This is a genomic window from Capillimicrobium parvum, from assembly GCF_021172045.1.
In the GTDB taxonomy this organism is placed as follows: domain Bacteria; phylum Actinomycetota; class Thermoleophilia; order Solirubrobacterales; family Solirubrobacteraceae; genus Capillimicrobium; species Capillimicrobium parvum.
The window spans coordinates 4161284-4181557 of record NZ_CP087164.1 but is presented as its reverse complement, the minus strand read 5'-3'; the positions used below and the strand labels follow the sequence as shown (position 1 = coordinate 4181557).

The 20274-nt window shown below is 73.0% G+C and carries 20 protein-coding genes and 2 tRNA genes; 8 read left to right on the top strand and 14 right to left on the bottom strand.

The features are described from left to right. The first annotated feature begins 46 nt into the window (after positions 1-46). A complete protein-coding gene (locus DSM104329_RS20360; protein ID WP_259311682.1) occupies positions 47-745 on the top strand; it encodes a DUF3891 family protein in 699 nt (232 codons plus the stop codon). A 167-nt stretch (positions 746-912) separates the two neighbouring features. Here the strand turns inward: DSM104329_RS20360 and DSM104329_RS20355 are convergent, their stop codons facing one another. From DSM104329_RS20355 to DSM104329_RS20340, 4 genes are all read right to left on the bottom strand, one after another. Then, on the bottom strand, positions 913-1506 hold the full coding sequence (locus DSM104329_RS20355; protein ID WP_259311681.1) for a methylated-DNA--[protein]-cysteine S-methyltransferase: 594 nt from the start codon (positions 1504-1506) through the stop codon (positions 913-915). Then, positions 1503-1964 (bottom strand): RNA polymerase sigma factor, encoded by a 462-nt coding sequence (locus tag DSM104329_RS20350; RefSeq protein WP_259311680.1) that lies wholly within the window; start codon positions 1962-1964, stop codon positions 1503-1505. Before DSM104329_RS20350 ends, DSM104329_RS20355 begins: the two co-directional genes overlap by 4 nt. Positions 1965-2006: 42 nt before the next feature. After that, a complete protein-coding gene (locus DSM104329_RS20345; RefSeq protein WP_259311679.1) occupies positions 2007-3530 on the bottom strand; it encodes a 3-hydroxyacyl-CoA dehydrogenase family protein in 1524 nt (507 codons plus the stop codon). Between the two features lie 88 nt (positions 3531-3618). Continuing rightward, entirely contained in the window at positions 3619-4149 is a 531-nt protein-coding gene (locus DSM104329_RS20340; RefSeq protein ID WP_259311678.1) for an NUDIX hydrolase, read from the bottom strand. A gap of 20 nt (positions 4150-4169) precedes the next feature. On the opposite strand from DSM104329_RS20340, the gene DSM104329_RS20335 reads away from it, so the two are divergent. Then, the gene (locus DSM104329_RS20335; RefSeq protein WP_259311677.1) at positions 4170-4616 is read left to right on the top strand and encodes a Rossmann-fold NAD(P)-binding domain-containing protein; all 447 of its coding nucleotides are present in this window, start codon (positions 4170-4172) and stop codon (positions 4614-4616) included. 39 nt (positions 4617-4655) lie between these two features. Here DSM104329_RS20335 and DSM104329_RS20330 read toward each other — a convergent pair whose 3' ends face one another. The 7 genes from DSM104329_RS20330 to DSM104329_RS20300 all read right to left on the bottom strand — a co-directional run bounded on the left by DSM104329_RS20330 (position 4656) and on the right by DSM104329_RS20300 (position 8363). Further along, a complete protein-coding gene (locus DSM104329_RS20330) occupies positions 4656-5315 on the bottom strand; it encodes an NUDIX hydrolase (protein WP_259311676.1) in 660 nt (219 codons plus the stop codon). Next, entirely contained in the window at positions 5240-5644 is a 405-nt protein-coding gene (locus tag DSM104329_RS20325) for an OsmC family protein (RefSeq protein ID WP_259311675.1), read from the bottom strand. The genes DSM104329_RS20330 and DSM104329_RS20325 overlap by 76 nt, the downstream gene beginning before the upstream one ends. 10 nt (positions 5645-5654) lie before the next feature. Further along, positions 5655-6911 carry a DUF1015 domain-containing protein gene (locus DSM104329_RS20320; protein ID WP_259311674.1) on the bottom strand — a complete coding sequence of 419 codons (1257 nt, stop codon included), beginning with the start codon at positions 6909-6911 and terminating at the stop codon, positions 5655-5657. 9 nt (positions 6912-6920) lie between these two features. Further along, a complete protein-coding gene (locus DSM104329_RS20315) occupies positions 6921-7493 on the bottom strand; it encodes a CAP domain-containing protein (RefSeq protein ID WP_259311673.1) in 573 nt (190 codons plus the stop codon). Continuing rightward, positions 7483-7674, bottom strand: a complete 192-nt coding sequence (locus DSM104329_RS20310; protein ID WP_259311672.1) for a hypothetical protein — start codon at positions 7672-7674, stop codon at positions 7483-7485. The genes DSM104329_RS20315 and DSM104329_RS20310 overlap by 11 nt, the downstream gene beginning before the upstream one ends. Positions 7675-7741: 67 nt before the next feature. Then, positions 7742-8170, bottom strand: coding sequence for a hypothetical protein (locus DSM104329_RS20305; RefSeq protein WP_259311671.1), 429 nt, complete (start codon positions 8168-8170; stop codon positions 7742-7744). A gap of 119 nt (positions 8171-8289) precedes the next feature. After that, a tRNA-Pro gene (locus DSM104329_RS20300) sits at positions 8290-8363 on the bottom strand. 170 nt (positions 8364-8533) lie between these two features. On the opposite strand from DSM104329_RS20300, the gene DSM104329_RS20295 reads away from it, so the two are divergent. From DSM104329_RS20295 to DSM104329_RS20285, 3 genes are all read left to right on the top strand, one after another. Beyond that, positions 8534-8607 (top strand) — tRNA-Arg (locus DSM104329_RS20295). 59 nt (positions 8608-8666) lie between these two features. Beyond that, positions 8667-10181, top strand: coding sequence for a hypothetical protein (locus DSM104329_RS20290; protein WP_259311670.1), 1515 nt, complete (start codon positions 8667-8669; stop codon positions 10179-10181). A 123-nt stretch (positions 10182-10304) separates the two neighbouring features. Continuing rightward, complete coding sequence (locus DSM104329_RS20285) at positions 10305-10583, top strand: glutathione S-transferase N-terminal domain-containing protein (protein ID WP_259311669.1); 279 nt, start codon at positions 10305-10307, stop codon at positions 10581-10583. Between the two features lie 78 nt (positions 10584-10661). Here DSM104329_RS20285 and DSM104329_RS20280 read toward each other — a convergent pair whose 3' ends face one another. After that, on the bottom strand, positions 10662-11393 hold the full coding sequence (locus tag DSM104329_RS20280; RefSeq protein WP_259311668.1) for a hypothetical protein: 732 nt from the start codon (positions 11391-11393) through the stop codon (positions 10662-10664). A 104-nt stretch (positions 11394-11497) separates the two neighbouring features. Here DSM104329_RS20280 and DSM104329_RS20275 point away from each other — a divergent pair, with 104 nt between their 5' ends. Continuing rightward, positions 11498-13186: a glycosyltransferase family 61 protein gene (locus tag DSM104329_RS20275; RefSeq protein ID WP_259311667.1), complete on the top strand. Its 1689-nt coding sequence runs from the start codon at positions 11498-11500 to the stop codon at positions 13184-13186. Positions 13187-13341: 155 nt separating this feature from the next. Here the strand turns inward: DSM104329_RS20275 and DSM104329_RS20270 are convergent, their stop codons facing one another. After that, on the bottom strand, positions 13342-13695 hold the full coding sequence (locus tag DSM104329_RS20270; protein ID WP_259311666.1) for a hypothetical protein: 354 nt from the start codon (positions 13693-13695) through the stop codon (positions 13342-13344). Between the two features lie 35 nt (positions 13696-13730). On the opposite strand from DSM104329_RS20270, the gene DSM104329_RS20265 reads away from it, so the two are divergent. After that, positions 13731-14048: a hypothetical protein gene (locus DSM104329_RS20265; RefSeq protein ID WP_259311665.1), complete on the top strand. Its 318-nt coding sequence runs from the start codon at positions 13731-13733 to the stop codon at positions 14046-14048. Here the strand turns inward: DSM104329_RS20265 and DSM104329_RS20260 are convergent. Beyond that, a complete protein-coding gene (locus DSM104329_RS20260) occupies positions 13999-14331 on the bottom strand; it encodes an STAS domain-containing protein (protein WP_259311664.1) in 333 nt (110 codons plus the stop codon). The two genes, DSM104329_RS20265 and DSM104329_RS20260, sit on opposite strands and share 50 nt — an antisense overlap. Positions 14332-14435: 104 nt before the next feature. Here DSM104329_RS20260 and DSM104329_RS20255 point away from each other — a divergent pair, with 104 nt between their 5' ends. After that, positions 14436-20273 (top strand): HAMP domain-containing protein, encoded by a 5838-nt coding sequence (locus DSM104329_RS20255; protein WP_259311663.1) that lies wholly within the window; start codon positions 14436-14438, stop codon positions 20271-20273. Position 20274 lies beyond the last annotated feature (1 nt).

Here is a 20274-nt window from a genome sequence, read left to right as displayed (position 1 = left end):
TGCCGCACGCCGGGTCGGAACGGCCCGGACCGTTAAGTTCCCGCGCATGCTGCTGCGCAGGGACGGCGACTCCGTGATCGCGATCGGGCAGGCCTCGCACGCCTGGGTCTCGGGCCAGATGGCGCGGGCCTGGCACCCGCGCCTGGAGCCGTACGAGGAGATCTGCCTCGCCGCCGAGCAGCACGACGTCGGGATGGCGATGTGGGACCTGGCGCCCGCCCTCAACCCGAGGACGGGGCTGCCGCAGTCGTTCGTGGAGATGGACCTCGGCGTCCATCTCGGCCTCTGGCACGCGGCGCCGGCCCGGCTGCTGAGCCAGAGCCGGTACGCCGCCCTGCTGGTGTCGCTGCACGGCTCGAAGCTGTACAGCCTGCGCGACCTCGCCGCGATGCCCGTGGTCGAGGCGGAGCAGATCCGCGACTACCTCGGCACGCAGCGGGTCTTCCAGCACCAGCTCGCGGGCGAGCTCGGTATCGGGCCCGAGCTCCTGCACGAGCTGCAGGAGCTCATGTTCACGCTCGACGGCCTGTCGCTCGCGGTGCTGGCGCCGTGGGACCCGTTCGAGATCGGCGGGATCACCGTGCGCGGCCTGACGCTCGACCCGTGGCCGTTCGAGCCCGCCGAGCTGACGGTCCGCTGCGAGGGCCGGCGGCTGCACGGGACGTTCGACGACGAGCAGCAGCTGCACGTGGCGCTCGACGAGGCCGAGCGCGTCGACCTCGAGCTCGTCCTGCGCCCGAGATGAGAATCGCCCTCAGCGGCGTGCCGGAGACGCTGCTGTGGAGACGATCGCGGTCCGGCGGGCGCTGACGAAGCCCGGGCCGCGGCGGCGGACGCTCCCGTCGGCTACCCGGTGTTCGAGCGGCTGCCGTTCGTGCGCGACCGGTCGATGGTTGTGCTCGAGGCTGGGTGCTAGAGCAGCACGCCCTCCAGCCGCAGCAGCGTCTCCTTCTTCTCCAGGCCGCCGGTGTAGCCGCCGAGCGAGCCGCCCGTCCGCAGGACGCGATGGCACGGCACGACGATGGGCACGGGGTTGTGGCCGAGCGCGTTGCCGGCCGCGCGGGTCGCCTTCACGTTGCCGGCGCCGGCCGCCACCTCGCGGTAGGAGCGCGTCTCGCCGAACGGGATCGCGGCGGTCGCCTCGAGGATCCGGCGGCCGAACCCGCGGGTGAGGACGAGGTCGACGGGGATGTCGAAGCTGCGGCGGCGGCCCGCGAAGTACTCGTCGAGCTCACGGCGCACGGCGTCGAGGCGGGCCGGAGCCTCCAGGATCCGCGGCGACAGCCGTTGCGCGAGATCCTCGAGGACGGCGTCGATGCCGCCGCGGAACTCGCTGTAGGACAGCGTCGCGAGGCCGCGCGGGGTGGCCGCGGCGACGAGCGGGCCGAGGGGCGAGTCGACGGTGGTGTAGGCGACGTCGAGCAGGCCCTCCTGCGCGGCGCGGGCCACGAGGCGGTCGAGCAGCTCGGGGGGCGGGGAACCGGACGGGGGCGTGAGCGGGGTCATGTGGGCTGCACCTCCAGGCGCAGGGACTTGAGGCCGTCGGCGATGCGGCGGCGGGCGGCCTCGTCGGAGATGCCGAGCGCCTGCGCCACCTCGCGGGGGCGCAGGTCGCCGGCGTAGCGCAGGGTGATCGCGGCGCGCTGGCCGGGCGGCAGAGCGCGCACGGCGTCCCAGAGCCCGTCGTCGGACTCGGGACGCGCGGGAGCCGGCGCGTCGGGCAGCTCGCCCGCGGCGACGGGCCGGCGGGCCCGGCCGCGGTGGGCGTCGATCGCCTTGCGCTGGGCGATCGTCACCAGCCAGGCGCGCACGTTGGCGCCGTCGTCGAGGCGCGGGTACGCCCGCAGCGCGGCCAGCCACGTCTCCTGGAAGCAGTCATCGGCGTCGTTGCGCCCGGCCGCGGCCACGCACACGCGCCACACCAGGTCGCGGTGGGCGTCGAGGACCTGTTGGAACGGGGTCATCGCCATGGAGACGCTCGCAGGCGCCCGATCGTGAGGCGCGCCCTACTCGTGCCGGTGGAAGCCCTCGCCGGCCAGCAGACCCGTGCGCCCCTCGGCGACCAGCCGGCGCAGCAGCGGCGCGGCGCGGTAGCGCTCCGGGCTGTGCTCGGCGGCGAGGGCGTCGAGCACCGCGAGCACGTGGTCGAGGCCGATGAGGTCGCCCCACGTCAGCGGCCCGTGCGGGTGGTTGAGGCCGAGCACCATGCCGTCGTCGATCTCCTCGGCGCTCGCGACGCCCTGCTCGAGCGCGAACGCCGCCTCGTTGACGAGCTGGCACACGACCCGTCCGAGCACGAGGCCGGGGGCGTCGCCGACCCACGCGGTGTGCAGCCCGCACGAATGCAGGAAGCGCTCGGTCGCGCTCACGGCGAGATCCGTGGAGTCGCGGCCGCGGGTCAGCTCGACGAGTGCTCCGGGGGCCAGCGGCGGCAGCGCGTGAAAGCCGACCGACCCGCCGCCGCCGTCGAGCATCGCCAGCGAGCCCTCGGTCAGCAGCAGCGCCTGCGGGCCGCCCTGCAGCGGCTCCTCCTCGTTCGCGCCGCAGTCGAGGATCAGGTCCGGCACCTCGCCGTTGACGTCCTCGGGCACCCGCACGTCCCAGCCCGCGTCGTCGCCGAGGAGGCGCAGCTCGTGGGCGATCGCGACGTCGCCGCTGATGACGACGAGGCCGCCCGCCTCCGCCCCCGGCACCGGCGGGTCGGCCGGCTTGTACGGGCCGTCGGTGTGGTCGTACCAGCCGCGGCCGGTCTTGCGGCCGTGGTTGCCCGAGGCGACCATCCGGGCCATGAACGGGCTCGGCCGCCAGCGCGGCTCGCCGAAGCTCTGCTCGTGGAAGGAGCGCGACACCTCGAAGCCGACGTCGATGCCGACGAGGTCCATCAGCTCGAACGGCCCCATCCGGAAGCCGCCGCCGAGCCGGAGGATGCGGTCGATCGTCTCGACGTCGGCCATGCGCTCGGTCAGCGCGCCGAGGGCCTCGAGGTTGAACGGGCGGTTGCAGCGGTTGACGAGGAAGCCGGTGACGTCGGCGGCGCGGATGACGCGCCGGTCCATCGCCGTGCCGAGCTCGGCCGCGCGGGCGACCGCGGGCTCGCCGCTCTGCTCGCCGGCGACGACCTCGACGAGCCGCATCAGCGGCGGCGGGTTGAAGAAGTGCATGCCGACGACCCGCTCGGGCCCCGGCACTCCGGCCGCCACCGCGGTCACCGGGATCGACGAGGTGTTCGTGGCCAGCACGCAGTCGTCGCGGACGATCGCGGCGACGCGGGTGAACAGGTCGTGCTTGATTTCGAGGCGCTCGGGGGCGGCCTCGATGACGACGTCGCAGTCGGCGAACAGCTCGAGCGACCCCGCGGCCTCCAGCAGGCTCGCCGGAGCGCCGCCCTTCAGCCGCTTCGCGATCCGCTCGACGCCGCGCTCGAGCGCCGCCGGGTCCGGGTCGTAGAGCAGCGTCCGCGCGCCCGCCTGGCAGGCGAGCTGCGCGATGCCGGCGCCCATCGTTCCCGCTCCGCAGATGCCGACGATCACGCGGGCACCAGCGCGTCCATGTGGGTGAGGGCGAGATCCATGGGCCCGGGACCGTAACGCGCCGCGGCGAGATCCGTCCGCCGGGGACTCACACGCGGTCCTTCACGCCGCGGCGAGCGCCGCCGGCGCGTAGCGCCAGCAGCCCCGCCCGCTCGCCGGCGAACGCGAGACGCGGCAGCTCGTCCACCGCGTGCCACGCGGCGTCCGTGCTCTCGGGGTCGAGCCGCCAGCGGCCGCCGGTCACCGCGCACTCGAAGCCGATGTCGACGGTCCAGCGGCCGTCGTCGCCGTACTGCGAGGCGAAGGCGCCGAGAATCCGCTCGGGGCCCACGTCGAGGCCGGTCTCCTCGCGCACCTCTCGCCGGATCGCGTCCGCCGGCGTCTCGCCCGGCTCGACGAAGCCGCCGGGCAGGTCCCACGACCCCGCGTAGGGCTCGCGCGCGCGCCGCAGCGTGAGGTAGCGCCCGCCCTCGTCGCGGACGAACGCGAACGCGGTGACCGCCGGGTTCTCGTAGTGCACGAAATGCCCCTCGGGGCAGCTGGGGCGGCCGGAATCGGGGCCGGCGGGCACCGGCCGCAGCGCTGCGGCGCAGAGGGGGCAGAAGCGGAACTCGGGCACGGGGCTGCGATCCTAGGCGGATGGCTCGGTTCCTGATCGTCGGCGGCGGCTGCCGCGCGCTGCAGCTCGCCCGCTCCCTCGCGGCCGAGGGGCATGCGCCCCGGATGACGACCCGCAACCCGGCGCGGCGCGAGGCCATCGAGGGCGCCGGAGGCGAGTGCGTCATCGCCGACCCGGACGTCGTCGGCAGCCTGCGGTACGCGCTCGACAACGTGACGATCCTGATGTGGCTGGTCGGCAACGTCGACCAGGAGCCGCTGCACGGGTCGCGCTGGAAGATGATGCTCGAGCGCACGATCGACACGACGGTCCGCGGCGTCGTCTACGAGCGCGGCACCGACGGCGGGGCGCAGCTCACGCAGCAGCTGGCCGAGTACAACGGCATCCCGTACTCGGTCATCGACGCGGCCGATCCCGAGTGGCAGGCCTCTGCGCAGACCGCGATCGACGGCCTCCTACGGGCCTGAGCCGCCCGGTGGTTCGTCTCGATGGTTGCGGGCGGGCCACTAGCCTGCGCCCTCGTCATCGAGGAGCGGATGGATGCGCTCCAGGAGGTCCGAGAGCATCCGCGCGGTCGCGCCCCAGATCAGGTGGTCGCCGACGATGTAGACGTCGGTGCGAAACGGCACGCCGCGGCGCAGCAGCCGCTTGCGCTGGTAGCCGGCGCGCAGGTCGTGCAGCGAGAGCTCGAGCACCGCGGCCACCTCACGCGCCGACAGCGTCCACTGCCGGCCCGGGTCGATCAGCCCGACGAAGGGATAGACCGCGTAGTTCGTCGCGATCGTCGGGGTCGGCTGCAGCGCGCCGACGAGCTGGACCGCCTCGCGCGGGAGCCCGATCTCCTCCTCGGCCTCGCGCAGAGCCGTGAGTCGCAGGTCGCTCTCGTCGTCGTCCTGGCGCCCGCCGGGGAACGAGATCTCGCCCGGGTGGCGGCGCAGGTCCTCGCCGCGCTTGGTGAAGACCGCGTGCAGCCGCCCGTCCTGCACGTAGAGCGGGACGAGCACCGCGGCGTCGATGCGCCCGTGGACGTCGAGCGCCGCGGCGTCGGCGGGGTCGAGCAGGACCTCCGCGAGCTTGTGGGCGAGCGCGGTCAGACGGCGAGCGAGCCGGTCTCGACGCGTTCGGTGAACATGACCTCGCCGTCGAGCGTCCGGTGCACGGGGCACTTGGCGGCGATGACCCTCAGCTTCTCGACCTTCTCCGCCGGCAGCGTGTCCGGGAACCGCAGGACCAGCTCGAAGCGGGTCGGCGTGCCACGCTCGGCCGGCTGGTACTCGCAGGCGACCTCGATGTCGCCGATGTCCCAGCCCTTGCGATTGGCGTACATCTCCATCGTCACGGCCGTGCACGATGCGAGCGAGGCGGCCAGGAGCTCCTGCGGGCTCGGGCCGTCGTCACCGCCCCCCATCTCGCGCGGCTCGTCGACCGTCAGGTGGTGATCACGGACCCGGACGGAATGCCGGAAGTGGTCGGTGCGTCGAGCGGTGGCCTTCATGCATCTGATGCTACGCCAGCGGGTTGAAGACCAGCCCGGTCGGGAGCTTCGGGAAGAAGTAGGTGCTCTTGGGCGGCATGGAGACGCCCGCCTCGGCCACCGCGCGGACCTGCTCGACGGGCGGCGGGCGCAGGATGAAGGCGAGGTCGAAGACCCCGCTCTCGACCAGCTCGCGTGCCTGCTCGGCGGTGCGCGCGTAGCCGAAGCGGTGCAGGTGGGAGATGTCGTCGTCGGTCAGCTCGAGCGGGCCCTTGAGCAGCAGCGCCTCGAGCACGGCGGCGTCGAGGTGCCGGTAGGGCTCGGGGAAGCCGGCGAGGGCGGCGTCGGCGGTGGCCTGGTCGTTCAGGGTCAGGCGGAACGGCTGCTTGAAGTGGGCGTCGATGTAGCCGAGGGCGAGCGGCTGGGTGGGTGAGCCGGATACCCCGGGGTCGAGATCGTCGCGGCGGTCGATCGTGAAGTGCTCGCGCAGCGTGGCGGCGAGCGCCTCCTGCTGGGCGGGCGTCGTCTCGGCGACGAGGCGATGGGTGGGGAAGACGGTGAGGCCCGGGTCCTGCAGCGCGACGAGGCACATGAGCACGTAGCGGTGCGGACCCTCGCCGCCGATCTCCTGCGCGTACGCGCGCGCGGTCTCGTAGCGATGGTGGCCGTCGGCGATGAGCAGCTCGACGCCCTCCAGCGCCTGCGCGACCGCCGCGATCGCCGCCTCGTCGCCGACCCGCCAGAGGCGGTTGACGGTGCCCTCGTCATCGGTCGCCTCGCCCCAGGGTGCGGCCGCGGTGTGCGGCTCGAGTGCGCGCCACGCGGCCTGCTCGGGGTCGGAGTACAGGCTGAAGATCGGCGAGAGGTTGGCCTTCGTCGCGCGGGTGAGCCGGAGGCGGTCCTCCTTCGGGCCCGGGTGCGTGCGCTCGTGCGGGCGGATCAGGCCGGGCCCGTAGTCGGTGACGCGGACGCGGCAGAGGAAGCCCTGGCGGGTCAGCGCGCGGCCGTCGGGCCCGGTGTAGTCCTGGCGCAGGGCCCACAGCGCGGGGCCCTCGTCCTCCACGACCGCGCCCTCCTCGCGCCAGCGCTCGAAGGTCGCCGCGGCCTGCGCGTACGGGTCGTCGCCCTGGGGGAGATCGACGGCGACGACGTTGTGGGGGGAGCGCGCGAGCAGCTCGGCGCGCTGCTCGTCGTCGATGACGTCGTACGGCGGAGCGATCAGGTCCTGAAGCGGCCCGGCGACGGACGGCTCGTAGCGCAGCGCGCGCAGCGGCTGGATCTCGGCCATGCGCCGAGACTAATGACGGGACCCGAAGTCGGTCGTGTAGGTCGCGCCGGCGATGTCGGACGGCAGGTCCTCGGGTGCGCCGGGGGCGATGCCGATGCCGATGTCGCGGAAGCCGCGGGTGAGGATGTTGCGCCGGTGGCCGGGCGAGCCCATCCACGCCTCGACCGTGTGGGACGGCGAGGCGAGTTCGCCCGCCCCCCACGCGATGTTCTCGCCGATCTGCCAGCCGCCACGGCGGGGGATGTAGCCGGAGCGCCGGATGCGCTGGTCGAACGTCGAGCCGTCCTGGGAGACGTGGTCGAAGTAGTGCCGCGCCACCATGTCCTTCGAGTGGCGGGTCGCCGAGATCCGCAGCCGGCGGTTGGCGCGCAGCGGACGCAGCCCGTGCTGGGCGCGCTGCTGGTTGAGCAGGCACAACGTGGCCGCGCGGGCGGCGCGCAGGGTGCCGGCGGTCGGGATGTCGTCGGCCCCCCGGCACGGCGATTGGGCGGAGGCCGGACCGGACGCGAGCGCGAGCGACATGGCCGCCGCAGCGGCGGCGGCCAGGGACGCGCGGGCGAGGTGGCGGCCCCTACCGGCCACGAGCGGGCCGGAAGTCCCAGGCCAGCAGCACGTCGATGCCCGTCATCGCGTACCCGTCGACGCGCGGCTCGCCGCGTCCCGTGGCCGACCAGTAGCCGATGGCGATCGGCTCGCCCGGGTTCTGACCGCCGACGTCGTTGCCGACGCTCAGGGGCAGCGTCCCGGGGCCGAACGCGCTCACCGCGACGACGTCGGTCGCGTGGGTGCGGTTGTCGACCCGGTCGGAGCGCGTGTCAACACGGGCACGTTCACTCGACGGGTGGCCGCGGGCGAAACGCCGGGCCGAGATAGCGCGCGGTGCAGCACGTGTACGTGCCCGGGATGTCGGTGCCGGACGTCGTGTCGATCCGCGCGGAGCCGGTGAGGATGGTCAGGCGCAGGGGCGCCGGGTTCGGCCCGGACACGACGCGGATGCGCCTGATGCGCCCGTTGTCCGGCACGATCGAGCCGAGCCGGTCGCTGCCCAGGTAGCCGCCGTGCCGGTACGTGCACGACGTCTGGTTCGTCGGCGCGACCTGCACGCCGCCCATCGGCCCGAGGGTGAGCGCTGACTCGCACCCGTAGGGCGCGTTCGCGGGGGCGCGCAGCGTGCTGCCGAACCAGCGCGCGTCCGCGCCCGCCGGGACCAGCGCCGCGAGCAGACAGCCGGCCGCGGCCGCGAGGATGCCCTTGCGCATGTGCGCGACGCTACCCGTCGCCCGGGGCCGCATGGGCAACATCCGTCCATGGCCCGGTCGCGCGCGATCGTCGGCGCGGAGCCGGAGGTAGGTCAGTAGTCAGTCAGTCAGTCAGTCAGTCGGGGCGGCCGGATTCGAACCGGCGACCTCCGCGTCCCAAACGCGGCGCTCTACCAGGCTGAGCCACGCCCCGATGCTCCGGACGATAGGGGTACGCTCAGACCGTGTCGATCCTGGTCGGCGTCATCATCGGCTCGCTGCTCGGCATCATGGCCGGCTTCTTCGTCGGCTTCGTCCGCCGCCGTCGCGCGACGCGCGACGACGTCGAGTAGCCCGCCGCGCCCATCTAGGCTTGGCGAGCACGCCCCGGTAGCTCAGCTGGATAGAGCGGCGGCCTTCTAAGCCGCGGGTCGCAGGTTCGAGTCCTGCCCGGGGCATCGCCGACCGAGGGACCCCCAGCAGGGCGGCGCCGTCCGATCGGTTAGGCTCGCCGCACATGAGACGTGCGACACGGATCGTCGTGCTGTCCGCGATGGCGCTGAGCGCGCCGGTGTTCGCGGGTACAGAGGCCGCGGCCGACGCCGCGGACACCACACCGCCGGTCGTCAAGGCGATCAAGGACCCGCCGTTCCCCGACGGGCTCAACCACTGGTGGATCACGCCGGTGCACGTGACGTGGTCGGTGACCGACCCGGAGTCGACGCCGGACGTCGTCGTGGGTTGCGAGGATGAATGGGTCTTCGAGGACGGCAACGTCGACTTCTGGTGCGTGGCCACGAGCGCCGGCGGCAGGACCGAGGCGTTGACGCACGTCGGCCTCGACCAGAAGCCGCCCAGCGTCCAGATCCGCAACCTCAAGCCGCGCACGTACACGACCTCCACGCTGCCGGCGCTCGACGACGTCGGGTGCGTCGCCGCCGATCGCGTGTCCGGGATCCTCGAGGGCTGCGTGCTGTCCGGCTACTCGGCCGAGCCGGGCGACCACGTCCTGAGCGGCTTCGCGAAGAACCGCGCCGGTCTGACGACCACCACGACCGTGCCCTACACGGTGGTGGGCGGCGACGGCACGCCGCCGGTCGTCACCCCCGTCGTGTCACCGCCCGCGCCCGACGGCCAGGACGGCTGGTACCGCGCCGCGCCGACCGTCTCGTGGACGGTGCAGGACGCAGAGTCCGCGGTCACGTCGCGGCAGGGGTGCGACACGACGACGATCAGCCAGGACGCGCCGCAGGCGACGGTCGCCTGCCGTGCGACCAGCCGTGGCGGCACGACCACGAAGACGTTCACGCTCAAGCACGACGGCACGCCGCCATCCGTGCCGGCCATCGTCGGCATCGCGCCGGGCGTGTACTACCCGAACGCGCCGCTGCCGCCCAGGGAACAGATCCGCTGCACCAGCGTGGACTCGACCTCCGGCGCCACCTGCACGATCACCGGCTACGGCCGCGCGGTCGGCACGCACACCGTCACGGCCACCGCGGTCAACGGCGCCGGTGCGACCTCGACGAGCCAGCTCGTCTTCGTCGTCAAGCCCGACGAGACCCCGCCGGTCGTGCGGCCGCTCCTCACGCCGGACAGGCCCGACGGGCGCAACGGCTGGTTCACCGCGCCGGTCGTCGAGCTCGACTGGAAGATCAACGACACGCGGTCGAACATCGTCACCCGGCGCGGCTGCGCCCCGGGGCGGGTGACCGCCGACACGGCCGGGACGTCCTTCCGCTGCCTGGTCCGCAGCGCCGGAGGCACGACCGACCGCGTCGTGACCATCAAGCGCGACGCGTCGCCGCCGACCACGCCGCAGTTCAAGGGCATCGCCCCCAAGACGTACACGCGGGCCACGGTGCCGCCGGCGTCGGCGGTCGCCTGCACCTCGAGCGACAGGACGTCGGGCGCCTCCTGCGCGATCGCCGGCTACAGCACGTCGATCGGGACGCACTCGATCGTGGCCAGGGCGACGAACGGCGCCGGGCTGACGAACGCCTCGAGCCTGACCTACGGCGTCTCGCCCTGACCACGGTCCTCACTGCGAGGGCTGCCGGTGGCGACCGCGCACCGATGAGTCCGGCGCGCCCGCGCGGTCTCCACCTGTGACGGCGGCGATCCGCGCCCCGAAACGCCCGCCCGGAGGCCCACCATGCCCGACACCCCCACGCTGTTCGTCTGCCACGGCGACGAGGCCGGTCCTCGCTTTCATCCGTGCCGCCGCGTCCAGGAGGCGCTGCGCGGCAAGAGCATCGCCTACGAGAAGGTGATCGCCGCCGCCGGCCACCCGATCCCGTTCCTGCGCAAGGGGTCCCGCGAGGAGCTGCGTGCGGCGACCGGCGACACGAAGCTGCCGGCGCTCAAGCTCGCCGACGGCACGGTGCTCACGCACTCGAAGGCCATCCTGGACTGGGTCGGGCGGCAGCCCTGACCGTCCCGCCCCGTCGCGGCCGTCCAGCCGCCGCCGCGGACGCGTTCTCTCGCGCGGCGGGGAAAGTTCAAGAGGCTCCTAGTCCTCCCAGCCGAGGAACTCGAACTCGTCGGCGCAGCGGCGGCGCACCCGGCGCCGCTGCCACGGCGTCAGGACCTCCGCGGCGGGCAGGCGGTCCTCCGCCTGGGTGGTCCGCGTCTGCGGGAGCTCGATCCCGTCGGCGCCGCCGAGCTGGGTGACGATGCGCTGGGTGTCCTCCGCGAGGTTCTCGTAGCGGATGACGTTCTCGGGCTGCACCACCGCCTGACCCTCGATCGAGTAGACGGGGAAGCCGCGGATGCGGCCCTTGCGGACCGTCTCGTTGACGTGCTCCTCCCAGGCCTGCGGGTCCTGGTCCGCGTCTCCCGAGAAGCTGAAGCGCGCCAGCGACAGCGCCTTCTCGTAGGGGTGGCGCTCGGACGTGATCTTCACCGCGCCCTCCCAGAACTCCGCGTCGACCCAGTTACGCACGTTCGCGGCGTGCATGTGGCCCGTGCATCCGTGCTGGTCGCGGTTCGCCTTCGACACCCGGCGCAGCGCGCCCTTCTTGCCCTTGCGCAGCGCACGCCGGTACTCCTTCTCCAGCTCGCGGCTGCGCGAGAAGTTCCGGGGCATGACGCCGAGCTTGGCGCGCTCGAGCTCCCACCGCGCGCCGATCGGGCTGATGATGTCCCGCGGCCCGCAGAGCTGCGAGAACACGAGCTCGAGCGACGTGCTGGCCGTCTTGAGCGTCTTGAGGAAGATGAAGTTGCGCGAGTAGGAGGCGAGCACTCCGTACGTCCCTTGCCGTTGTCCGATCGCGAACCGCGTCCTGGTCCGCGAGGACGGCGGACCGTACCACGGCCCCGAGGACTGGCCGATAGGGTCGCGGACCGATGATCGACGCCTACGACGACTATCTGCAGGTCGGCTCCGTCGCCGAGGTGACCGGCCCCGGGAACCGCTGGTTCGAGGCCGATCCGGAGCCGTCGCTCGCCCCGCCCGCGGGCCGCGTTCTGGGCGGCGAGTCGCGGCTCGAGCTGCGCACCGACCGGGCGGCGACGCGCCTGCGGCTCGTCAAGGTGCGCAACGCGCTCGTGCTGCCCGGGCGCCTGATCGTCAACACCGCCAACGACCGGCTGCTCTACGACGCGCTGCGCGAGCCGGTGCGCTCCGGGGACCAGCTCGACGCCCGCACGCGCGAGCGGCTGCACCCCCTCGCGCTCGACCGCCAGCTCGACAGCGACCGGCTCGTGCGCCTCCCCGGGCAGACGTTCTGCCTCGCCGTGCGCACGACGCGCCAGCCCTTCCTGCTGCTGGAGGGGCTGAGCCAGCTGTGGCCGGCGGCCGAGCTCGACATGTCGCAGATGCACGTCGCGGTCAACCCGATGCCGGGCCTCGACGACCTGCTCGCGCCGTTCGGCATCGCCCCCGAGCGGATCGTCGAGCTGACGAGCGCGCCGGTGCTGTGCGAGGAGCTGCTGCTCGCCACGCCCGCGGTCGTGCTGCCGCGACGGCTGTCGCCGCGCTTCTGGGACGTCATGGGGCGCCTGCGCGACGCCTATCCGCCGCCACCGGACGCCCCCCGGCGCGTCTACCTGTCGCGCGCGGCGGCCGAGGAGCGCGTGCTGCTCAACGAGCCCGAGGTCGAGGAGCTCTTCCGCGGTCACGACTTCGACGTCGTCGCCGACCGCGAGCTGCACGGCGCGGAGCTGGTGCGGCGCGTCGGCGCGGCCGAGTGGATCGCCGCGCCGGTCGGCGCGGGCGTGGGCACCGCGTTCGCCCCGCTCGGCGTGCGACGGATCGTCCTCGCGCCCGACCTGTACGACACGCCGCTCGAGACGCTGCTCGGCGTCGAGCACGGGCCGCTGCACCTGTACGGACGCTCGCTGGCGACGGTGCCGAAGGCGGCCGCCGTCGAGGACTGGAGCATCGACCCGGAGATCGTCGGCGGGGCGCTCGAGGATCTGTTCGGCGGCGAGCGGCGGGGCGCGGCGGTCGTCCCCGCCGAGGACGACCGCGGCGGATCGCGCCGCTGGCGCGGCCGCGCGCTGGAGCGCCTGCGCCGCGGGCGCGAGGCGCGGGCGGCGGCCTCGCCGATCGAGGTCGAGGTCGCGGTGCCGACGGACGTCCCGCCGGAGGCGCTGTTCGCCCTGCTCGACGACCTGCGGGCGTTCACGCGCGCGGAGCCGCGGCTGCAGGAGACGGCCTGGGAGCCCGACGCCGGCGTTCAGCCGGGCGCGCGGGCCCATCTCGAGACGAGCGTCGCCTGGGTCCTCGGGCTCGCCCCGTTGATCGGGCGTCCCGAGGCGACGGTCGTCGTGGAGGAGGTCGAGCGGCCCTCGCGGCTGTGCCTGGGCGTGGAGGCGCCGGTCGCGCACGCGGGCGTGCAGATCGATGTGACGGCGGCTGGGTCCGGCCACGTCGTGCGCGCCAGGGCGTCGGTGCAGCTGGCCGGCATCGCCGCCGTCGCGCCGCTGGACCGCGGGGTGCGCCGCGCCGCCCGCCGCTACGCCGCGCCGAGCCTGAACCGCGTCGTGCACAGCTTCATCGCGCAGGCGCGCGAGCGCGTGCAGGCCGCGTGAGCGCCGGCCTGATCGACCTCTCTCGAGCCCGCCGCCCTCGACCGCATCACGCGAGAACGCCGTCGACTGGACGATCGACCCCCCGGCCGCGGTCCGCGCCGCGCTCGGGCCGCTCTTCCGCGCGACGGAGGGCTCAGCCCTACGCGACGTAGGGCTCAGCCCTCGCCGGGCCCGGCGACCTCCGGCATGCGCACGACGAACACGATGCCGCCCTGGGCGATCGTCAGCGCGCCGGCATCCGTCCAGAAGGCGCGCTCGAAGGAGTCGGGGTCGAGGACGACGTAGCCGGTGACGCCGTGGCCGTCGACGCCGACGACGAACACGACCGCGTCGGCGGGCGCCTGGTCGCCGAAGACGTCGCGGGCGCCCGGGCCGGCGCTCAACGCGCCGGTGAGCATCGCGGTGGCGCCGCGCGGGCGCCCCTGCCCGGAGCACACGAGGATGTCGACCGGCTCGCCGATCGACCCCTGCATGGCGCTCAGCACCTCGACGAAGCTCAGGTCGGCCATCAGGCCGGGCAGGCTAGCTGGCAAGCTCCTGCGGCATGGACTTCGACGCGGTCGTCGCACACGTGCGGGGTTGGTGCACCCAGCCGGTCGTCGTCGTCCTCGAGCCCGACCACAGCGTCATGCCGGGCGTCCTGCACGAGATCGACTCGGCCGGCATCGACGGGGCGCTGTTCGCCGTCGCCGATCCCCGCGACCCGGACGCCCGCCCGACCGGCATCGCGATCGCGCTGTTCCGAGACGCGTTCGTCTCAGCCCGCGTGGCCGACGACGGTGCCCTGCACCTCCATCAGGGGCGCATCGAGATCATCGTCCGTCGTCGGGACGCCAGCTCAGCTCCGCCGCCAGGCCGCTGACGTTGAAGACGCCCTGAACGCTGCGCGAGCCGGGCATCAGCTCGATGCGCGGGCCGTCGGGGCCCATGCAGGCGCTCACGATGGACCGCAGTCCGGTGGAGTCGAGGAAGTCGAGCCCACGCAGGTCGATGACCACGCGCTCGGCCTCGCTGGCCAGCGCGATGCTCAGGCTGTGATCCATCTCGTCGGCCGTGTCGATGTCGAGCTCGCCGCGCGGCAGGACCCAGACCTCGCCCGTGCGCGCCTCGAGATCCACCTCGAAGGTGTCGGTCGCTGATCGCATACGTCTCGCCTACCCGCTGCCCCGGGAGGGCACACGCGGCGGCGCCGCGCTGCTGACGCGGAAAGTAGGGTGCAGCCAGGAGCCGGGATACGACGGAGGGGACGATGGCCACGCGAACCAGGAAGCAGGACGCGGCGGCGGCCTCGGCGGCCGCTGCCACCAACGGCGACGGACCGCTGACGCGCGACGAGCAGGCCATCGAACAGGTCATCGCCGCCCTGACGGCGGCCGCGGAGGGAGACTTCTCCGTGCGCCTGCGCGCGCGTCGCCGCGACCAGATCGGCGAGCTGCAGACCCGCGTCAACGAGCTCCTCGAGCTCAACGCCCGGCAGGCCCGGGAGCTCAAGCGCGTCTCGCGCGTCATCGGCCGCGAGGGCCGCATGCACGAGCGCGCGTCGCTGGGCCCGGTGGCCGGCGGCTGGGCGGAGAACACCGAGGCGGTCAACTCGCTCATCGACGACCTCGTCCGGCCCACCACCGAGGTCGCGCGCGTCATCGCCGCCGTCGCCGACGGCGACCTCAACCAGAAGATGGCGCTGACCATCGAGGGCCAGCCGGTCAAGGGCGAGTTCACCCGCATCGGCACGACGGTCAACACGATGGTCGACCAGCTCTCGTCGTTCGCCGACGAGGTGACCCGCGTGGCCAAGGAGGTCGGCACCGAGGGCCGCCTGGGCGGCCAGGCGGAGGTCAAGGGCGTCTCGGGGACGTGGCGCGACCTCACCGAGTCCGTCAACGGCATGGCGTCGAACCTCACCGTCCAGGTGCGCCAGATCGCCCAGGTCACCACGGCGGTCGCCAACGGCGACCTGTCCCAGAAGATCGCGGTCGAGGCGCGCGGCGAGGTCGCCGAGCTGCGCGACACGATCAACACGATGGTCGACCAGCTCTCGTCGTTCGCCGACGAGGTGACCCGCGTGGCCAAGGAGGTCGGCACCGAGGGCCGCCTGGGCGGCCAGGCGGAGGTCAAGGGCGTCTCGGGCACGTGGCGCGAGCTGACCGAGAACGTCAACCAGCTCGCCTCGAACCTGACCGTGCAGGTGCGCCAGATCTCGCAGGTCACCCGGGCCGTCGCCCGCGGCGACCTGACCCAGAAGATCACGGTCGAGGCGCGGGGCGAGGTGGCCGAGCTGGCCGACACGATGAACTCGATGACCGACACGCTGGCGCTGTTCGCCGACCAGGTCACCGGCGTCGCGCGCGAGGTCGGCACCGAGGGCATCCTCGGCGGCCAGGCGATGGTCCCCGGCGTCGCCGGAACGTGGAAGGACCTGACGGACTCGGTCAACGGCATGGCGTCGAACCTCACCAGCCAGGTCCGCCAGATCGCCCAGGTCACGACGGCCGTCGCCAACGGCGACCTCGACCAGAAGGTCACCGTCGAGGCCAAGGGCGAGGTCGCCGCGCTGGCCGACACGATCAACTCGATGACCGACACCCTGCGCCTGTTCGCCGACCAGGTGACGGGGGTCGCGCGCGAGGTCGGCACCGAGGGGATCCTCGGCGGGCAGGCCGAGGTGCCGGGCGTCGCGGGCACGTGGAAGGACCTGACCGAGTCGGTGAACTACATGGCGTCGAACCTGACCAGCCAGGTCCGCCAGATCGCCCAGGTGACCACCGCGGTGGCCAACGGCGACCTCTCCCAGCAGATCACGGTCGACGCCCGCGGGGAGATCCTCGAGCTCAAGCGCACGATCAACACGATGGTCCAGCAGCTGTCGTCGTTCGCCGACGAGGTGACGCGCGTCGCGCGCGAGGTGGGGACGGAGGGCGCGCTCGGCGGCCAGGCCGAGGTCGAGGACGTCTCGGGCACGTGGCGCGACCTCACCGAGTCCGTCAACGGCATGGCCTCGAACCTGACCAGCCAGGTGCGCAACATCGCCCAGGTCGCGACGGCGGTGGCGCGGGGCGACCTGAGCCAGAAGATCACGGTCGACGCGCAGGGCGAGATCCTGCAGCTGAAGAACACGCTGAACGTCATGGTCGACCAGCTGTCGTCGTTCGCCGACGAGGTGACGCGCGTCGCGCGCGAGGTCGGCACCGACGGGCGCCTCGGCGGACAAGCCGAGGTCAAGGGCGTCTCCGGGACGTGGCGCGAGCTGACCGAGAACGTCAACGGCATGGCGTCGAACCTCACCGACCAGGTGCGCAACATCGCCGTCGTCACGACCGCGGTGGCCAACGGCGACCTGTCGCAGAAGATCACGGTCGACGCCCGCGGCGAGATCGCCGAGCTGCGCGACACGATCAACACGATGGTCGACCAGCTGCGCGCGTTCGCGGCCGAGGTCACGCGCGTCGCGCGCGAGGTCGGCACGGAAGGCAAGCTCGGCGGACAGGCCGAGGTCGAGGGCGTCTCGGGCACCTGGCGGGGCCTCACGGAGAACGTGAACCTCATGGCCTCCAACCTCACGGGCCAGGTCCGCTCGATCGCCCAGGTCACGACCGCGGTGGCCAACGGCGACCTGAGCAAGAAGATCACCGTGGACGCCGCCGGCGAGATCGCCGAGCTCAAGGACACGATCAACACGATGGTCGACCAGCTCTCGTCGTTCGCCGACGAGGTCACGCGCGTCGCGCGCGAGGTCGGCACCGAGGGCGTGCTCGGCGGTCAGGCCGAGGTCAAGGACGTGTCCGGAACCTGGCGCGACCTCACCGAGAACGTCAACCAGCTCGCCGGCAACCTGACCAGCCAGGTCCGCAACATCGCCCAGGTCACGACCGCGGTGGCCAACGGCGACCTCTCCCAGAAGATCACCGTCGACGCGCGCGGCGAGATCCTCGAGCTCAAGGACACCGTCAACACGATGGTCGACCAGCTGTCCTCGTTCTCGGGCGAGGTCACGCGCGTGGCGCGCGAGGTCGGCACGGACGGCATGCTCGGCGGCCAGGCCGAGGTCGAGGGCGTGTCCGGCACGTGGCGCGGGCTGACGGAGAACGTCAACCAGCTCGCGGCGAACCTCACGACGCAGGTGCGCGCGATCGCCGACGTCTCGACCGCGGTGACCGAGGGTGACCTGACGCGCCAGATCACCGTCGACGCGGCCGGCGAGCTCGCCGAGCTCAAGGACCGCATCAACGAGATGATCGCCAACCTGCGCGACACGACGCAGCAGAACGCCGAGCAGGACTGGCTGAAGACGAATCTCGCCCGGATCTCCGGCGCGATGCAGGGCCAGCGCGACCTCGGCGCCGTCTCACGCCTGGTCATGTCGGAGGTCACGCCGCTCGTCGACGCCCAGCACGGCGCGTTCTTCCTCAACGAGGACGGCGACCTGCGCCTGATCGCCTCCTACGGCTACCAGCGGCGCAAGACCCTCTCCAACCAGTTCGCGTTCGGCGAGGGGCTCGTCGGGCAGGCGGCGCTCGAGGGCAAGGCGATCCTCGTCTCGGACGCGCCGCCGGACTACGTGAAGGTCACGTCGGGGCTGGGCGAGGCCGTGCCGGTCAACCTGATCGTCCTGCCGATCCTCTTCGAGGACCAGGTGATCGCGGTCGTCGAGCTGGGATCGCTGCACGCGTTCTCCGACCTGCACCAGTCGTTCCTCGAGCAGCTGGCCGAGACGACCGGCGTCGTGCTGTCGAACATCAGCGCCAACCGCCGCACGGAGGAGCTGCTGGAGGAGTCCCAGCGCCTGGCCGAGGAGCTGCAGTCCCAGCAGGACGAGCTCAAGCGCTCGAACCTCGAGCTCGAGCAGCAGGCGCAGTCGCTGAAGGCGTCCGAGGAACTGCTGCAGACCCAGCAGGAGGAGCTGCAGCAGACCAACGACGAGCTCAAGGACAAGGCGCAGCTGCTCGAGCAGCAGAACCGCGCGATCGAGGAGAAGAACGCCGAGATCGAGCGCGCCCGCGAGGCGCTCGAGGAGCGCGCCGCGCGGCTGGCGCTGTCGACGAAGTACAAGTCGGAGTTCCTGGCCAACATGAGCCACGAGCTGCGCACGCCGCTGAACTCGCTGCTCATCCTGTCCAAGCTGCTCGCCGACAACGGCCACGGCAACCTCACCGACGAGCAGGTCGAGTTCGCCCACACGATCCACACAGCGGGCACCGACCTGCTCGCGCTGATCTCCGACATCCTCGATCTCTCGAAGGTCGAGGCGGGCAAGATGGAGGTGGCGCCGAGCCACGTGCCGGTCGCCGACGTGCTCGGCGCGGTCGAGCGCGGCTTCCGGCCGGTCGCCGAGCAGAAGGAGCTCGCGTTCGACCTCGAGGTGGCCGACGACGCTCCGGCCGCGCTGTTCACCGACGAGCAGCGCCTGGCCCAGGTGCTGCGCAACCTGCTGTCCAACGCGTTCAAGTTCACGGACTCCGGGCTCGTCGGGCTCCGCGTCGCGGCGACCGACGAGGTCGGCTACGACGGCACGCCGTACGCGGTGGCGTTCACGGTCTCGGACACCGGCATCGGCATCGCCGGGGACAAGCTGCGCGTCATCTTCGAGTCCTTCCAGCAGGCCGACGGGACGACGAGCCGGCGCTACGGGGGCACGGGTCTGGGGCTGTCGATCAGCCGCGAGATCGCGCGGCTGCTCGGCGGGGAGATCCGTGTGCGCAGCGTCGAGGGGGAGGGCAGCGCGTTCACGCTGCTGCTGCCGGCGACCTACGAGCCGCCGTCCGTCGCCCCCGAGCCCGAGCGCACGGCCCCGGCCGGCATGGTCGAGGAGCTGCTGGCCACGGTGGACGCCGGCGAGCGCGACGGCGACGGCACGCCGGACGGGCCGACCGAGCGCGCGCCGCGCCCGGTCGTGGGCGCCGACGACCGCGGCCGCATCGGGCCGGGCGACCGCGTCGTGCTCATCGTCGGCGACCAGGACGAGGCGGAGCTCACCCTGGCGGCGGCCCACGCGCACGATCTGAAGGGGATCGTGGCGATCGGCGGCCCCGCCGGCCTGGCGCTCGCCCACGAGCAGATGCCCGACGCGATCGTCCTCGCGGCGCCGACCGGCGACGCCGCGCTGCTTCTCGACCAGCTCAAGCACCACCCGAAGACGCGGCACATCCCCGTCTGCGTCGTCGGCGAGGCCGAGGCGCGCCCGACGGCGCTGCGGGCCGGAGCGGCGCGGTTCCTGGAGCGCCCCGCATCGGCGGCGGCGGTCGACGCGATGCTCGGCGAGCTGACCGACCTGCTCGACCGCACGTCCAAGCGGGTCCTGGTCGTCGAGGACGACGAGGTCGCGCGGCGCTCGGTGGCCGAGCTGATCGGCGGCGACGACGTCGACGTCGCCGCGGTGGGGTCCAGCGAGGAGGCGCTCGCCGCGCTCGAGGAGTCGCGCTTCGACTGTGTCGTGCTCGACCTCAAGCTGCCGAAGGCAACGGGCTTCGAGCTCCTCGAGCGCATCAAGGAGGACCCCCGTCACCGCGACGTGCCGGTGATCATCCACACCGGTCGCGCGCTCACCCGGCGCGAGGAGACGCGCCTGAAGCGCTACGCCGACGCGATCGTCGTCAAGGACGCCGGCTCTCCCGAGCGCCTGCTCGACGAGACCGCGCTGCACCTGCACCGTGCGCCGGCGGACCTGCCCGACGACAGCCGGCGCATGCTCGAGTCGCTGCACCAGGCCGACTCGGTGCTGCACGGGCGCAAGGTGCTGATCGTCGACGACGACGTGCGCAACGTGTTCGCGCTCACGAGCGTGCTCGAGAGCCGCGGCATGGTCGTCGTGTTCGCCGAGAACGGCCGCGAGGGCATCGAGGTGCTCGAGGCCAACGGCGACGTCGACCTCGTGCTGATGGACCTGATGATGCCCGAGATGGACGGCTACGAGGCGATGACGGCGATCCGCTCGCGGCCCGTGCGCCAGGGGCTGCCGGTCATCGCGCTGACCGCCAAGGCGATGCAGGGCGACCGCGAGCGGTCGATCGCCGCCGGCGCCTCGGACTACATCACCAAGCCCGTCGACCCCGATCAGCTGCTGTCGCTGATGCGCGTGTGGCTGTACCGCTAGT

Bases quoted from the DNA above. Each gene is read 5' to 3' on its own strand.
- DSM104329_RS20290 (WP_259311670.1), top strand. From the start codon at position 8,667: ATGAGACGTGCGACACGGATCGTCGTGCTGTCCGCGATGGCGCTGAGC.
- DSM104329_RS20320 (WP_259311674.1), bottom strand. From the start codon at position 6,911: ATGGCCGAGATCCAGCCGCTGCGCGCGCTGCGCTACGAGCCGTCCGTC.
- DSM104329_RS20270 (WP_259311666.1), bottom strand. From the start codon at position 13,695: ATGGCCGACCTGAGCTTCGTCGAGGTGCTGAGCGCCATGCAGGGGTCG.
- DSM104329_RS20275 (WP_259311667.1), top strand. From the start codon at position 11,498: ATGATCGACGCCTACGACGACTATCTGCAGGTCGGCTCCGTCGCCGAG.
- DSM104329_RS20265 (WP_259311665.1), top strand. From the start codon at position 13,731: ATGGACTTCGACGCGGTCGTCGCACACGTGCGGGGTTGGTGCACCCAG.
- DSM104329_RS20360 (WP_259311682.1), top strand. From the start codon at position 47: ATGCTGCTGCGCAGGGACGGCGACTCCGTGATCGCGATCGGGCAGGCC.
- DSM104329_RS20350 (WP_259311680.1), bottom strand. From the start codon at position 1,964: ATGACCCCGTTCCAACAGGTCCTCGACGCCCACCGCGACCTGGTGTGG.
- DSM104329_RS20285 (WP_259311669.1), top strand. From the start codon at position 10,305: ATGCCCGACACCCCCACGCTGTTCGTCTGCCACGGCGACGAGGCCGGT.
- DSM104329_RS20335 (WP_259311677.1), top strand. From the start codon at position 4,170: ATGGCTCGGTTCCTGATCGTCGGCGGCGGCTGCCGCGCGCTGCAGCTC.
- DSM104329_RS20325 (WP_259311675.1), bottom strand. From the start codon at position 5,644: ATGAAGGCCACCGCTCGACGCACCGACCACTTCCGGCATTCCGTCCGG.
- DSM104329_RS20305 (WP_259311671.1), bottom strand. From the start codon at position 8,170: ATGCGCAAGGGCATCCTCGCGGCCGCGGCCGGCTGTCTGCTCGCGGCG.
- DSM104329_RS20255 (WP_259311663.1), top strand. From the start codon at position 14,436: ATGGCCACGCGAACCAGGAAGCAGGACGCGGCGGCGGCCTCGGCGGCC.
- DSM104329_RS20260 (WP_259311664.1), bottom strand. From the start codon at position 14,331: ATGCGATCAGCGACCGACACCTTCGAGGTGGATCTCGAGGCGCGCACG.
- DSM104329_RS20355 (WP_259311681.1), bottom strand. From the start codon at position 1,506: ATGACCCCGCTCACGCCCCCGTCCGGTTCCCCGCCCCCCGAGCTGCTC.